Origin of the sequence: Paenibacillus sp. N3/727 (assembly GCF_022637315.1) — a bacterium.
GTDB classification, from domain to species: domain Bacteria; phylum Bacillota; class Bacilli; order Paenibacillales; family Paenibacillaceae; genus Paenibacillus_AQ; species Paenibacillus_AQ uliginis.
The window spans coordinates 3,810,303-3,824,942 of sequence record NZ_CP093336.1; the positions used below are offsets into that span (position 1 = coordinate 3,810,303).

Consider the following 14,640-nt stretch of genomic DNA (forward strand, 5'->3'; position numbering starts at 1 on the left):
TTTTAATCTAACCTCAGCTATAGTCAATCACGTACCAGTGTCCTCTTTCTGACCATTGGAAATATAACAATAGAATTATTAACAAAGTCGCTACCGGATTCATTCGGAGCGACTTTGTCATATTTATATTCAGATGTTATTCCCGCTAAGCTCCGAAATTTAATCGGTTATATGAACTAGATCGCATAACAGTTTGTTAGAGCTGTATCAAGATCTGCGGATCTTTGATCTTGTTGTCTTCAGCCAGAAGCACAACCTTAGACAAGACCTCAACCGTTCTCGGATCTTCATCGAGAAACGGAAGGAACAATCGACCACGGTGCTGTGAATGCACCGGAATGATATTCAACGCACCTGTTCCTTGTTTGTAGGCAATTCCACTGCCCAGATTTACAGCATATTCTCCAAGCCTTCCATCAATACGAGCATAATTACCTTCAAGTTTCACATTGTCCAGCTTGAGAAGACGCAGTGATTCACGCACGATAGCGCTCCGCAATTCAATTGTCGTCAGGCTCGCTTCTGGATCGACTCCACCCACATGTGCCATACTTACAACAAGATCAATGTCACGCATTGTTTCTGAGAACAATATTGGTGAGATCTGATCCATCGGTATCGATTTATAAGATTTACGATCCAAGAATTCCACAGTCTCCAGTGTCGGCGCCTCACTGTCAGCAGGTGAGAACCAGTCTGCCATAGCATACACGGTGGCAATTACATTTTTTTGATAACTCACCTTCTGCAGACCTTCCTCATAACTGACCGTCCAACCGCGACTGCGCAAAAGCGCCACCGTCTTACTCGGCTGCACCTGATGTCCGGCATAACGCCGCGATTTCATTCTTCCTTCTCGTTCATCCACATTGGCAAGATACAACTCACGGAACACCTGCTTAAACGGCTGGCGGATTCCACGTTCAAACAGATCTCGCTGGTATTCACTCCAATGGCCGCTTTCATACAGATGCAGCGGATGGGCGATCGTAATCTCATCCTTATCTGCAATCACGTACACTGCACCGGTTGGCCCTTCTAGATGATACATGTCGTCTGCTGCTTTCAAGAAATAACCGAGCTGACTCCCTGCTTTAAACACAAGCGTGCGCAGCAGTGGCTGGATAACCGGATTGCTCAGCAGAGCTGCTAACTCACTGACGGTAAAGTAGCTTTCCTCTTCCATCGAACGCTCCAGCTCCCTCTTGGCCCGGCGATACTGTTCGGTAAGATCGGATTTCACTTCCTTCAATTCAGCAATATATTCGTCTTTCTTAAACCTTGCAGGCACAGATTTCAGCACCTTACCTTTACTTGTCACTTCAAGCTCTGTATTTCCTTCCTCATCAATCCTCAGGCGTACATTCGTGTCCTCATCCAGTGGACGGGGCTCGAACAGACTTTCCAGCTTTTCCAGCCTACGAGCTTCCATATCCCAGGTCAACCGAGTCACGTCAGAATATCCTGCACTTCGAGCCAGATTGCCAAGTGCTATTGCTGAAACGATACCCTCACTGGCCCGGCGCTGTGCTCCATATCCCCGACTTTGCTTGAGAAACAACTGAATGAAATCAAAGCGCTCCCGCAAATCATTCTCTTGAATTGGTCCAAGTGGAATAAGGCTATAGACTAGCAGATGGTCTTTATTTCGTTTATCCATTACAGACAACTTCATGTCTTCAAGCCGCAGTTGACCGAGCACCGCATCGGCGAACATCTGAGAGCGTCGGTGGTTGGCGCCGGCCGAAATATATTTAGCACAATCATATAGCAGCTTAAAGCGCTCCTCGCCGAGCGAATGATATGCTTCTTCAAACCATTTCACATCGAATGCGCCATCATTGAACTCCTCCGGTGTAATCGGCGAGTAATGAGCAACAATCGTTTCCTTTTCTGCCGAAAAGGTCTCGTTAATATGGGCATGGAAATACCAAGCGGCACTGCGCAGCCCTTCCCAACCCAAATATTTTGCAATAATTTCTATCCATTGCGGAGCATACATAGCAGCTTCGAGCAGGCGCTTTTCCGAAATCCCCGTACCCTTTAGCAGCTGTTCAAGTTTCTGTTCGTCGTCACCCTCCTGCGGATAACAAACTTTCAAAAGATGACTCAGCGATTCTTTTTTCGTGATCTGGTCGCCATAGCCATAAATATAACCGCGCACGAACGTTTCGCCGCCTAAACTGGTTAGAATGCGGATAAATGATTCCAGCCCGTGAATGCGTTCGAATGACATCGTATATGGAGTAGCTTTTGTCGTCAGATCTCCGCGTACGAGTTCGATATCAAGCAAGCGCGAGACAATCCGCTCACGCAAAGCCAGCAGTTTCTCGCTTCTATTAACTAAAGAATCTTGTGGAGAAGTTAGCGCCCTCATGTGACTGCGAATATCTCTGCCCAGTAGTTCTTTACAAAGTTCATTTTCCCCGATTATAGCTAGTGTGTACGCTCTAAAATACTGATTCCAATGCATGACTGAATATTCCGAATTCTCGATTTCCTTTATCCGCAAATCATACTGGTAGGCAGTATGAAAGAAAGAACGGAATGATTCCTTGTTATATACACGGCTACGTAAAATAGCAAACCAAGGCTTTGCAAGGACGAATAAAGTCGGCTTATCCTTGTCAGACAATTCATTGATATCACTGACTATTACCATGGCAAGGGCTTCACTTGCGACTTCAAAAGTGTCACTTCGTTCGCTGTCCCAAAAGAAGGCCTTAACCAGTGTCTCAACCTGTTCTGAATAGCGGAGACCGTCATACAATTTCTGTATCTTTACTATGCGCTCAAGGGGAATCATGCGCTCCAAATAGCTTTTTCGTTCGTTTTCAAGCAATTTGGTCCGTCTCATGACGTCATAATCCACAAGATCAGAGAAACTATGATAGAACTCATACAACGTACCGCTTAAATCTCCTATCAAAATACAGTAGTAGAGCTGCATCAATTCACGTGATTCCAAGCCACTGTTCATGAGGTAATTCTGCCAGTGTTCAGTCAACGGATAGTTGTTCAGAACGTTCGCCATTTCAAAATTGTCGTGTTCAATTGGATCTTCATGCTTCTCATACGAAACAGTACATAATTTGACTCCAACAAGCTGAGTTTCTTTCTGGCCAATGTAATTTTCGATTTCATACTCGGTATCACGCCATTCATGAACAAGATCATCCAGTCCGCTTAGAAATTCCGAAGCACGTTCTTCAGTTAGTGAGAAGATTTGCTCAAAGCTAACATTAGACGTGTCAGACCGCGCAAGCAACCACTCTTCAGTCTCCTGTGGGTTATAAAGGCCAAAACCATTCTCGGCGGTATAGCCGCCCTGCTGTTCCAATTTATCCAGCAGTTGCTTCTCCTTTGGTGACGGGCTGGAGATTTTATTTGCTAAGGGACGAAGGGCCTCGTATTGAGTCTCTCGGTTCTGATCATGCTTCAACTCGGTTAACAGCTCAAGGCCTGCAAGGCGCTGCAACTCACCTTTTGCCTTCAGAAGCCGCTCAAGACTTATCGCGAACTCTTCCTCCGGCTGATCCAGAAGAATGTCGATTGCGCTCTGACGCAAAGAGCCTGTTTTCAGTTTAAGCATGTCTTCAACCTGTTTCCGTTCGCTGTCATTCAGGCTCAGTTTTTTCACCTGACGAAGCGCACGCTCACGGTTCGGCAAACTTTTGTCAGACAGAGCTGCAAAGATGAAAGAACGCTGCACAGTTGACTTGGAATCATCAGTGTAGTAGCTAATCAGGTCTCCCCGTAGGTCTGAACTCATTTGACCCGAGAACCTAATCAGATCGGTGATCCAGGCATCATCCATGTCATATGCGGTCAGATACATCATTTTGCGCAAAACAAGGTCTGCCTGGTAATGGAATTGTATAAAATCAAGCACTCCGGATTGGCCTGACTTTTCTCTTACAGGCACTCGTGTGAGAATAACTTTGAAATTCTCGAATTCCTCTCTTCGTACATCTTTATCTTCCAGAGCCGGTGTACGGTTGATTTTCAAGAGACGATCTTGTATCCCACCGACCTGCCAATCATATTCATAATCGAATGTGTAGTTACTCAGAATCAAATACAGCAGCTCCGGATCACTTTCATCTAGACAGCGCCGCGCGATTTCAAATCTCACTGTATCATTCTGACTGTTGGACAACACGTATTGGGCAACGACCTTCTGATAACGCTCCCCGTTCTCCATCAAGAACTGAATCCGTTCTTTTAGATCATCCTCCTCATAAACGGCGCTAGCCCACAAGCTCAGGTAAACCTGGTTCGCATTCTCGGAAGACAGCCATGCTGAGCGCTGTTGTTCATCTGTAAGAGCCGTGTAAGCTTGTTCCACAAGCTGACCGGCTACACGTTGATTTACCGCTTCAAGACCCATTCCCGTCCAAGTGCCGAGGGCTCGAACAATTGAGCTATACCTAATCAGATCATGATCCAAAGTAACTCTCAGTATATGTAAATTAGCTTGAAGAGTACCGGCATCCATCTCCTCGGTGATTGACTGACGCAGCCCCTCCTGCAGCCTGGCTGCAACCAGCAGTTCACCAATCATCTCGTACAGTTCGGAGCGGTGACTCATCAGAATTCCCTTGATCATCTCACGCTTCAGCAGCGCGGTCTGATTCTCACCGTATACGATTTCTTTAAGGGCCGCTTCAGCCCAACTATCACCGCAATCCAGCTCATATGCAACCAAATCAGGAATAACATGGCTGAACCAATGGAGCCCCTCAACATGGTAATCCGGCTCGGTCAAATAATCCTGCAGTGAAAAGTTATTAGCCCGTGCAATTAACAGCCTATTTAATTTAAATAGCAAAGAACCGAGAAGCGTTGCGTGTCTTCGCGTCCGAAACGGTCTGCGGTAATAACCTTGTGCATAGGGATATTCCGCAATATGCTCTGTCATATATCGGACGATGGCTCCTGTCATTTCGCCCGCAAATGCCGATACAGCTTCCACAAGGGGAGTGTAAAAAGATTCCGGTTGCTCTGCAGACAACATCTTCAGATCCTCGTATAGCGTCTGATATTCATGACTATCACGATCGATGTATGATTCGCGGCTCAGATCGTAAACCTTGCGAATCAGTGTATTCCCGCCTGCCTCCAATTCTTTTACTTTCGTTTCAACACTTTCCCAAAAAGCTTGTTCTTCTTGACCCGTGTATGACATGTCCTTATCCCCCTGTTCTTTACCACATGCCTCCGGCCAGCATCGTAAATCGCATAAATACGATCTTATCACCATCCGTGAGAACAAGCGGCGTATCCAGTTGCTCAATTTCATCTTCATTTACGAATACCCGGTATAGTCCATCCGTGAAAGCCAACAGAGCCGACTCAACCGCCTGATGTTCATCGGGCTGTCGGTCATCATGAATCGTTCCAAACCCAACCTTCCCGCTACTGGCGCTTGCCGCGATATCCATTTCTGTCAAGTAAGGAAGCAGACTTTGTTCAGCCTGCTTGTCCTTAAAGGCGTTTATGCTATGGTGCACAATTCCAGTAATCATTTCACGAAGGGTATATGGCACTTTGTTCAGCCGAAGCTCCTGTGTCATGAGTTCTTTGCGCTTTCCTGGCTTTTTCACCATCACATTCAGCTTCATCATAATCCTCCTTCCTATTTAAAGTGTAAGGAAGCACCTACTATTTAAAGAAATCCGTTTAATATTGTGCTAGATTCCATTTGCTATCTACCAAAGCTCCCATCTCTCCGTGCACAGCTCCATAAAAGAACTAGCAGCTAGGGTACAGTCTTCATATCCCAAGTTGCCGGAGTGAGCAATCAGAATAGGATATTCGTTGTTTCTTGCTGCCTCTCTCATATCAAATAAATAGTGATTCCCGCTGCCATCCATCGCAAATGATACAGCAAAAGGCATATACTCTGGCATTTCATAAGCGAAGTTCATTTCCCGGAAAATCTCCGTATCAAAAAATTGAAAACAACGCTCTCCATTTTGGAATTCTCCACCATTGGAATATTTCATAAAATCGATATAGCTGTCAGGAAAAGCTCTTTGCGGCAGCTTCCAGCCTGTAGGATCAAACGGTTTGTATTGATCATAATATGGAGACGATTTCGGAAAAGGGTTAACCTGCCGCTTCTTTATTTCGTTGATCTCCTGCTCCGATAGGTCTTTGTTCCACGTAGTCAGAAAACAGGTGATTTGTTCTTCTGTCACACCTGGATATTTGATAAATTCATGTTCAAAACGAATAGTCCACATGATGATTAACCTCCAAATTGGGCTGCCTTACCCTAACAACTCCAACAATTGATCAAGCTGTTCCTTTAAAGGTGATGACTCCTTTTTTGCGGCCTGCGCCAGCTTTTTGTTGCTTCCGAAAATGCGGTATATTACAACTTCACGTTCATAATCTTCTATTGTCTCAAGCTCCCGAATAAGTGCATCTCCAAGTTCAGGAGTATCAATTGCTATGTTTTTTACAGGTTTCGCCGATTGGTTACCACCAAGTAAAATAGAGACTAATACAGGCATATGCTCTGCTGTAACGCCATGAGCTTCGATAAAAGCTTCAGCATAGCGGTCTTGTGCAGACTGATGCTCCTCATCAACCAATTCCATATAACGCTGAACTAACGGAAAATAGGCGTCACTGTACAAGCCGAGACCGAATACCGCATAGGTTCCGGGCATGACAGATTTCTCACTAGGCTCCACATCCTGGTACCAGGCGAATTCCTCCATAGCAAGCTCCGCATATGCTGCAAGTTGAGGGAATAACGCTGGATAACGCACTGCATTAGCAAAAAACCGATGATGTCCTGACTTCGCCAGCTCTTTTAACGGTAAGTAGTGCTTTTCTTTACTCTTTAGCTTAAGGTTGTACCCTTTCGGAAAACCTTGCCGCAGAAGATTGCTGATAAAGTCCAGCGCTTCACGGTAGGCGGCTTCTTCTTCAGATACAATACGAATTTCTATAGTTTGTATAATATCATTGGCTTTTCCTTGAATCAGATTGCTATTATACACACTTTCAAAGAGACCGCTTCCTTGTTTCAAATAATTCGCTGCTTGCTTCGATCCGAGCTCAACGGCGAGTTTCAAGTACTTCTCTCGGATGTCTGGTTCCTTAGGTCCGATCTGCAAGGCCGCATAAATGAAGAAGTCCAGCTCCTGAACATTTAGTTCATTACGCTCCGTCTCATTTTTCAGAACCCAATCCAAACCGAAATTTCCGGATCGGTCAAAATATTGATCTAAAAACCGCTCCTCCGCCCAGTTCTTGAAAGCCGAAGTATACTGGTATGTCCACTTATCACTTCGTTCTCTATTTGGGCGGAGCTTGTCACTAAGACGCCGGATCAGCGGTTCGATTACTTCCTGTCTCTGTTCCATTAGATCGGGATTCATTAGATGACGAGCGAAGAAAGACCCGTCATTTTCTTTCGGAAGTACTGGAAGCTCCGACAAGATTTTTGTGTCAATAAAGATATCCAGCGTCTGTTTGAGACCCTGGAGTTTTTCTTCGTTTAATAAACATTGGGATTGGGAGTGGTACAGTTTAGACTGCTCCCACTCGAACTCAAACACGATTTCAAACCGGTAATCAAAAAAGTTGGGGCCATAATCGTCCGATTGGAATAGTTTATCCATCCGGTCACACAGAGCTGGGAAAAAATCATGAATTAAAATTTCATCCGTCAATTCTACTATGTAAGTACCCGCTTCGAATTTATAAGAGCTATCGCTCCAGGAGAATGGTTCATAAATGTCGATATGGATTTTGCCCTGGGCCCAGTTGAATTTCCCTTTTCTCCAAGCCACTCTCAGGTAGTCATATACTCCCGCCTGAAGCCGACTTCGGTCTTTAAACTCACTAATTCTCTGACTCTCTTTATCGTAAATAGCTGTAATATGACTCCATATATCGTTCAAAAATGCTTCTGCAGCCTGGTTCAATGAGTTGTCCTCCTAATCATAAAATCAGTTAATAAATTGAATTAAGTTTTTGGCCTGGGCATCACTACGAATGCGGATTATTCTTACGATCGCTGTTGCCCCTAGATTTCTTTTATGTATTTCATGTGTTTATAAACCATTCTATCTTTGCAAGAACGACATCTTCCATTTCAGACCTGCTGTAATCCAGTTTATTATGTATACGTGTAATGTCATTTTCCCTAGGTCGACCTGTAAATTTGCGGTTTGAAGACTCCGCCCAAGTTACAAGCTGCTCCCGTATTTTAGCTTTAAACCTATCTTCTCTCGTATATGTCAGTAGATCTAGCAAAATCTCGAGCTGTTTCCATCTATCAAAAGCAGGCAACAGGCGCAGAGCATTCCGCATCACATGATCCGGCTGCTCCCGGGACATTATTGAGGCCAGTTCATCCGGGTTGACCAAGTATGGATATCGTCGGAGTGCACGAGAAGCTTCACGTGAAATACCAGGCTGCTCGCTTTGGAGCGAGTCAGTAAATAGTGATGCATACGGTTCAGGGTTTAACTTAGCAAGACCACGCAGAACAGCCTTCCGTACGGAGACACTCGGATGGTCTGAATATTCAAACAGCACTTCGTTCTCAAAATCCTGACCTGTTTCTCCCAAACCTGCGATCGCCGCTGCAAGGTACTGCTCCTGCCCATTCCAGAGGACGTCCAGATAATACTCGGAATAATCCATCGGTTGAAGGCGGTTCAAATACCGTCGTGCCGTCTCTCTAACCGTCATATTGTAATCCAGAAGCCCGTCTATTAATATTTCCTTGGCAGCATCGGGGAAATAGACCGCGAGTAAAGCCAGGCTTTCCCTTCGGATGGAAGGTACTGGATCATTTTTCATTAGCAGCAGCATCTTATACAGGCTTTCATTTTCAAGACATGCTTCTACCTTTTGCGATGCCCAGCGGCGTATTTCTGTATCACAATCCATGAGCGCCTGTTCGATAACAGCTGCAGCATCAGCGCCCTCGGCTTCAACAGATGCCCGATTTGCAAACCTGCGAATTTTGTTATCCTGCGAAGTAAGTGCTTCGGTCAGTGCCTCCGTACATTCACTCCCCCGCAGAAGCTGATGAATCGACTTCACAAACGGCTCAAAAGAATCTCGGCCGCATGTTAGAAGCCGATCAACAAGTGATATGTTTTGAATCCAGTGCTGTGCATTATTGGAAGTGCGCCTTTGTTCCAGATATTCCCTAGCGATATTTCGGATCTCCGGTACCCAATCGTTCATTCGCAGGAGCAGAAACGGAAAAGCCCTACCGTTATCCTCCTCTGCTAATCTTTTAACAGCCGCCTCACGGACGTATCCGCTCCAATGCATGCTGCTCATAGACAGTCGAGTAAAGCTAGCTTGGTCCATGGCTTCCACCAAACGATTTGTTAATCTTTTCCACTCCATCGGAGATGGATGCCAGGCTCGAATATGCTCATTTAGCCAAGCCAGTTCAAGTGCAGGGCAGGAATCAAGCAGCTTAGAAACCGCCATTTCGGCAGAACCCACTATCTTGCCATCTTCACTATCCATCAAAGGTAGTATATGTGGAATGGCATAGTATTCACCGGACTGTCCTATTTGATCAAGCACGTTAATTCTATTTGGCGTATCCAGAACTTCAATTAAGGAGCCAAGGTAAGGTGACAGCTTCCTCATGAGATCTACTCCTTTCACCTAGAGGACTACTTTTACGCGGACTTTCTGATAGCGTCGTACCGTCGAATGTGACAATAAGTTGTTAACCGATGACCTTTACGACGTTTCACTCATTATCTGTAATTAAACTAAAAAACTAAAAAAATCAGGAGATTGGAATCCCTATTGTCCATTGATAAGATGAATCAGAAGGAAGGGGTCCAAGAGCCTGATTACTGAATAAATTATAAAGCTTTATGGCAACAATTATCAATTGTGATCATGATATATTCGTCTGAAAACCTCTTTCGTCCTAATTTTATAGTATGTTTTTCCTATTCAATTCCTTTTCCATTGTCGTTACACTGATTCTGAAGGAGGTTGTTACATATGGGAGCATGGGAAACAGGTGTATTTGATAATGATGGTGCGGGTGATTTTTTAATCATCGTGGAACGTGACTACTCTGCTATCGTTAACCAGATAGAATATGTGAAAACTACATGGTCTGAAGAAGAATATATGGAAGTCGATGAAGGAAGCTGTATTCTCGCAGCGGGAGAATTGATTCTCGAAGCATATGGTGTGCATCCAGTTCAGCGGCTTTCAGAAAAAATCGATCTGACTGCCGTGAAATCACAGATCACATTGGAGTTGCTTCAAAAAGTCATCGGATTAATCCAAATTGCCTTAAACATGGACAATAGCGACCGGTCAGAAGTGTACGAACTTTGGGCGGAAGCTGATCCTGAGGATTTTGCAAAGTGGAAGCAAACGGGGCAAGCCATACTCCATCAGCTAGAGCAATTGAGTGTTGGCGCTTAATTTTTTCATAAAATAACAAACAGTTGTCATTCTATATTGGTTTCATTATTCGGGATTACATGATACTCAGTCCTCTCCTGTTTATTTAAATTAACAACGGGCTACTCTATTGGGCTCGATCGGTTTACTTAACCAATGCTCATCGGTTTGCACATGATTTTTACGGACAAATTTGGCCGCACAATGCTTGAACTCTTCATATGCAAATGCAGATGCCAGTCTCACCACATAGCCTTCTTGCTCTCCGCCACAGCAGGATTGCTTCGTATAACATTTTTGGGCGGCTTCTTCGTTCCAAATCCCTCGGTACAATACAGGGACCATCGCGAATCCAAGGCGGGACGCCCATTCTACTGTTTCATCCCACGTCAAGCAAACATTATGTTCATTCCAAACGGAAAACAGCATAAAATAGCTGGGCAAAGTTGTATACATCAGTGAATGTTTGGCATAAACATTTTCCCCACACAACCGATATCCTTCCGGTATCAGATGCTGTATACTACCATGCAGCGTCTTGACATAATGCCGGGAGGGATGGTCCTTGCTGTCAAGGGACCTTGCGTGAATGAAATCAGAGTACATCGTCGTATTTTCCCCGTCCATTTTTTCCGTTATGACCACCTCTTTTCCTGCAAAATGATCGGTATTCCGCAAGATTTTGTCATCATCCGTATATCCCCTCGACCATGGCAGATGCATCGTTTTTGGATATTTCACTTTCATGTCATCACCTCTTTATTTTGCAAAAGTATCTGCTTCAGCGAAGAAGTACATTTGGGCTAGTAGATCCTCTCCGAGCAAATGATAAATTTTAGACGCTCCCGCGTCCCCTCCGTGTAAAATCTCCATGTGGAAACTTACTATATTCACAACCTTCAAGATAAAATCTTGGTCATAACCAAGCTCTTTAAGGACATGACAGGCTATTGCAGCGGATACGTGCTCGTGTCCAAAATACGAATAATATCCCCGGCTCTGCTTCCATACCTTGCAAAACGGTTTACCCGCATCGTGAAACAAGGCTGCTAACTGCATCGCAAGCAAATCTTCACCTTCGTAACAGACGTTGATGTATTCCAGAACCGCAAAGGTATGCTCTGACAAGGTTTTTGAATGATGGGGATTCTCCTGATCATATCCCAGCATGACTCGGAAGTATGGGGATTTGGACAAATAATCTAACAGCTCATCATGATCCGAATTGCCAGCAAGATGTTTTTCAAGCTCTGTCCTATCAATCATGACTTCGACTGGTGTATGGACGATATGCATGGCATGAAAGCCTTCTCCAATGACAGGAAACTCGAAGTTTTTGGCATACTTGGTTAATATCTTATCGTCAATCCGCCTTTTTCTCGCTTGTATTCGTTCTCTTACGATCTCGTAAGGAGTAATACATACATGGCATTCGACAGGAACATCCTTGAATCTCTTCAAAAATTTAAACCTCCGGTCGCGGCTGACATTTGTAGCGTCAAACACGACATTCCGGCCCGTTTGCAAAGCATGATCGATTTCCGCAAAAGCTTCGTCAAATACCGCATACGTATTTTTTTGCTTAGATTCGCTTCCGAATAACCTGTTTCGAATTGAATCGGTTGCAACGTGTGCAGCCCTTTGTCGTTTGCACAATTCTTTTGCATAATGGCTTTTGCCGCTGCCCGGAATACCGACCAGCATGTGTACAGTTCTCATATTGATCACCTCCTTTCACTCTTTCTACTATACATAAAAATGTTACCTGGTACATTACTCTTAAAATTTGAGAATACAATTCTTCAACAGATTGAGAACTGTCCAATTTTAAAACAGAACTTTTATTATGTATCTCCTTCTTGTTCATTATTGCGACATTCGCATAATCATGGCTTTCTATCTCTCCAATGTAAATTCCCTTGTCACGATAAAATCTCAAAACCTTAGGCTGTCGTATACCAGAGGTACAAATAATAATGCTTATCATGGACACCAAAAAATTGCAACAGATTCCATTCATCATAAAGCATCACATTGCTTGACCTGAAAGTAATTTCATTTTTCAGATTGAAGTGACCTTCCGTATAAAGCTCAGCTTTATGTAATATCTCCTTCCAGAAAAGTGGTGTACATTCTCCGTTATCCAAAAGATAAGTTAGTGCCGTACGCAATTCTTTAAGACCAACTTCTCTTACTTCCTTCTCATCCCAGCTCCACTCCTGCTCAAGGAATTCCAATCTTAGTAGTAATAATGCAAGTCCCTCCAAATCGGATCGGACTTCTGTCCTCGGCAGCTTGAGAAAGTAAGCTCCGGCTTCTCCAGCTGGATAATTCCATTCTTGAATTTCAAAGTGAACGGTAAAAGACAGCGATTGCTCCGTCAAATTATGCTTTAAGCTCGCAAGCTCCGTTTTGCTTATGTTTAGATGCTGTGTTTGTTGCAGATGCAATACCGAATTGGCCACCGCATGAGAACATTGAAGCAATGTATGATATAAAGCCCCCGTGCAGTCATTGTACTCTTTTTCCAGTTGATGCAGGTGGGCGGAATAAGGTGGACTGTCATTCCACGACCCCATTCCCCCGAATACCCAAGCTTTATATACAGCATTCAATAGCTTTTGAGCCTCGTCCGAATATATATCAGGAAGTTCCATCGGCATACTAGTTACAACACCTTCAAGTCTTTCAATAGCCGGTTTAAAAAAATCTTTGTTCCAGAACTCTTCATCAATATCGACCGCTAGTTGTCCAATCCGCTTCAGTATTCCTCTTAATTCTGCTGCATAATGACTTAAAGGAACCGTACTAAATTCTCTGTTAATCCCGGCAGGGTCAATGTGTTCTGTATATGTAATTCTCCATTTTGTTGTTTGCTGAGGCTTACTCACCACATCCCAGGACGGCATCCAGACAGGTTCGTTTGGTATTCCAAGCGCTGCAATACCTGTAGGTTGCCCCCCACCTACAAAACCACTACTTTTCCAGGTCTCTCCCGAACTTTGGCTGGTCACCAGTGAAAGTCCCTGGCATCCTAACGTTAGTAAATAATCCAGCCATGCTGACCATGTCCATTTCCCTTGGCTGCTTGCAAAAATCACTTCATAATGTTCTTGATCCGGATGAACATTGTCTTCAGGCTTTGCCCCGCTCAGGATATAACCATTACCCATAGCAGTCAATTGAATGAGTTGATACACCTCGCCGTTCATGCTGATCATCCCCTTCTTTCCCCTTGAAAAAAATGCCTATGATTAATATAACGCAAAAAGCCATAGCTGGCTCCCCCTTCGACAAATCCAAGTCTCCAGGTGGAACTACAGCTATGGCATGCTATCGTTTCAGGATTCTCAGTGCAATCCTATTTCAATATATTTTTAAAAGCTTCCGTTTGCTGTTTGATACCGACTTCAGTTGCAAAGCGTTCAATACTGGATGCTCCGAAAAATCCTTCAACTCCCTTGGTTTTTGACAACACATACTCAGCATCTTGGGGTTCAGCAATCGGACCGCCATGGCACAGGATCATGATATCCGGATTGATTGCTTTGCCTGCGTCACAAATCGCCTGGATTTTGTCCACACAGTCATCGAGTGTCAGCGCAGTTTTAGCGCCAATCGTTCCTTTTGTAGTCAGTCCCATATGAGCGACCAGGACATCTGCTCCGGCTTCGGCCATCTTTTTCGCTTGATCCACATCAAACACATAAGGTGTTGTCAGCAGATCCAGCTCGTGGGCTTTTCGGATCATGTCTACTTCCAGATCATAACCCATCCCTGTCTCTTCAAGATTTGCGCGGAACACGCCATCGATCAGTCCGACTGTTGGGAAGTTCTGAACACCAGCGAATCCCTGCTCTTTAAGCTGTTTTAAGAAAATATCCATGATCCGGAACGGATCAGTACCGCAGACTCCTGCCAATACCGGTGTCTCCTTTACAACAGGAAGTACCTCATTCCCCATATCCACTACAATTTGGTTGGCATCCCCGTACGCCATGAGTCCGGCGAGTGAGCCGCGGCCAGCCATCCGGTAACGTCCCGAGTTATAAATAATGATCAGGTCAACTCCGCCCGCTTCGGCGCTTTTGGCCGATATCCCGGTTCCCGCACCTGCACCCAAAAGTACATTTCCGGCCGCTACCTCTGCTTTTAATTGGGCCAAAATCTCTGTTCTAGTCTTCATTGTATGATTGCCTCCTTGGGGTCATTTAG

At 44.6% G+C, this 14,640-nt stretch carries 10 protein-coding genes; 1 reads left to right on the top strand and 9 read right to left on the bottom strand.

Features of this window, described 5'->3' with window-relative positions; all coding sequences use genetic code 11:
• Nucleotides 1-196: 196 nt before the first annotated feature.
• The 5 genes from MNQ98_RS17395 to MNQ98_RS17415 form a co-directional block, all read right to left on the bottom strand.
• On the bottom strand, nucleotides 197-5,188 hold the full coding sequence (locus tag MNQ98_RS17395) for a DUF4132 domain-containing protein (protein WP_241929394.1): 4,992 nt from the start codon (nucleotides 5,186-5,188) through the stop codon (nucleotides 197-199).
• 19 nt (nucleotides 5,189-5,207) lie between these two features.
• Nucleotides 5,208-5,627 carry a ubiquitin family protein gene (locus tag MNQ98_RS17400; protein WP_241929395.1) on the bottom strand — a complete coding sequence of 140 codons (420 nt, stop codon included), beginning with the start codon at nucleotides 5,625-5,627 and terminating at the stop codon, nucleotides 5,208-5,210.
• An 84-nt stretch (nucleotides 5,628-5,711) separates the two neighbouring features.
• On the bottom strand, nucleotides 5,712-6,248 hold the full coding sequence (locus MNQ98_RS17405) for an SMI1/KNR4 family protein (RefSeq protein ID WP_241929396.1): 537 nt from the start codon (nucleotides 6,246-6,248) through the stop codon (nucleotides 5,712-5,714).
• A 27-nt stretch (nucleotides 6,249-6,275) separates the two neighbouring features.
• Complete coding sequence (locus MNQ98_RS17410; RefSeq protein WP_241929397.1) at nucleotides 6,276-7,946, bottom strand: DUF6138 family protein; 1,671 nt, start codon at nucleotides 7,944-7,946, stop codon at nucleotides 6,276-6,278.
• Between the two features lie 121 nt (nucleotides 7,947-8,067).
• Nucleotides 8,068-9,642: a HEAT repeat domain-containing protein gene (locus tag MNQ98_RS17415; RefSeq protein WP_241929398.1), complete on the bottom strand. Its 1,575-nt coding sequence runs from the start codon at nucleotides 9,640-9,642 to the stop codon at nucleotides 8,068-8,070.
• 369 nt (nucleotides 9,643-10,011) lie between these two features.
• Between MNQ98_RS17415 and MNQ98_RS17420 the strand changes: the two genes are divergently transcribed.
• The gene (locus MNQ98_RS17420; RefSeq protein WP_241929399.1) at nucleotides 10,012-10,446 is read left to right on the top strand and encodes a DUF4259 domain-containing protein; all 435 of its coding nucleotides are present in this window, start codon (nucleotides 10,012-10,014) and stop codon (nucleotides 10,444-10,446) included.
• 90 nt (nucleotides 10,447-10,536) lie between these two features.
• On the opposite strand, the gene MNQ98_RS17425 is transcribed toward MNQ98_RS17420, so the two are convergent.
• The 4 genes from MNQ98_RS17425 to MNQ98_RS17440 all read right to left on the bottom strand — a co-directional run bounded on the left by MNQ98_RS17425 (nucleotide 10,537) and on the right by MNQ98_RS17440 (nucleotide 14,611).
• Complete coding sequence (locus tag MNQ98_RS17425) at nucleotides 10,537-11,172, bottom strand: RNA ligase family protein (RefSeq protein WP_241929400.1); 636 nt, start codon at nucleotides 11,170-11,172, stop codon at nucleotides 10,537-10,539.
• Between the two features lie 12 nt (nucleotides 11,173-11,184).
• The gene (locus MNQ98_RS17430; protein WP_241929401.1) at nucleotides 11,185-12,144 is read right to left on the bottom strand and encodes an AAA family ATPase; all 960 of its coding nucleotides are present in this window, start codon (nucleotides 12,142-12,144) and stop codon (nucleotides 11,185-11,187) included.
• A gap of 224 nt (nucleotides 12,145-12,368) precedes the next feature.
• A complete protein-coding gene (locus MNQ98_RS17435; RefSeq protein WP_241929402.1) occupies nucleotides 12,369-13,646 on the bottom strand; it encodes a hypothetical protein in 1,278 nt (425 codons plus the stop codon).
• Nucleotides 13,647-13,786: 140 nt separating this feature from the next.
• Nucleotides 13,787-14,611, bottom strand: a complete 825-nt coding sequence (locus MNQ98_RS17440; protein WP_208919426.1) for a phosphoenolpyruvate hydrolase family protein — start codon at nucleotides 14,609-14,611, stop codon at nucleotides 13,787-13,789.
• Nucleotides 14,612-14,640: the final 29 nt, after the last annotated feature.

What these genes read in the sequence shown, in the direction of transcription:
- MNQ98_RS17435 (WP_241929402.1), bottom strand. Translation starts at nt 13,646, where the DNA reads ATGATCAGCATGAACGGCGAGGTGTATCAACTCATTCAATTGACTGCT.
- MNQ98_RS17430 (WP_241929401.1), bottom strand. Translation starts at nt 12,144, where the DNA reads ATGAGAACTGTACACATGCTGGTCGGTATTCCGGGCAGCGGCAAAAGC.
- MNQ98_RS17420 (WP_241929399.1), top strand. Translation starts at nt 10,012, where the DNA reads ATGGGAGCATGGGAAACAGGTGTATTTGATAATGATGGTGCGGGTGAT.
- MNQ98_RS17415 (WP_241929398.1), bottom strand. Translation starts at nt 9,642, where the DNA reads ATGAGGAAGCTGTCACCTTACCTTGGCTCCTTAATTGAAGTTCTGGAT.
- MNQ98_RS17400 (WP_241929395.1), bottom strand. Translation starts at nt 5,627, where the DNA reads ATGATGAAGCTGAATGTGATGGTGAAAAAGCCAGGAAAGCGCAAAGAA.
- MNQ98_RS17395 (WP_241929394.1), bottom strand. Translation starts at nt 5,188, where the DNA reads ATGTCATACACGGGTCAAGAAGAACAAGCTTTTTGGGAAAGTGTTGAA.
- MNQ98_RS17425 (WP_241929400.1), bottom strand. Translation starts at nt 11,172, where the DNA reads ATGAAAGTGAAATATCCAAAAACGATGCATCTGCCATGGTCGAGGGGA.
- MNQ98_RS17405 (WP_241929396.1), bottom strand. Translation starts at nt 6,248, where the DNA reads ATGTGGACTATTCGTTTTGAACATGAATTTATCAAATATCCAGGTGTG.
- MNQ98_RS17440 (WP_208919426.1), bottom strand. Translation starts at nt 14,611, where the DNA reads ATGAAGACTAGAACAGAGATTTTGGCCCAATTAAAAGCAGAGGTAGCG.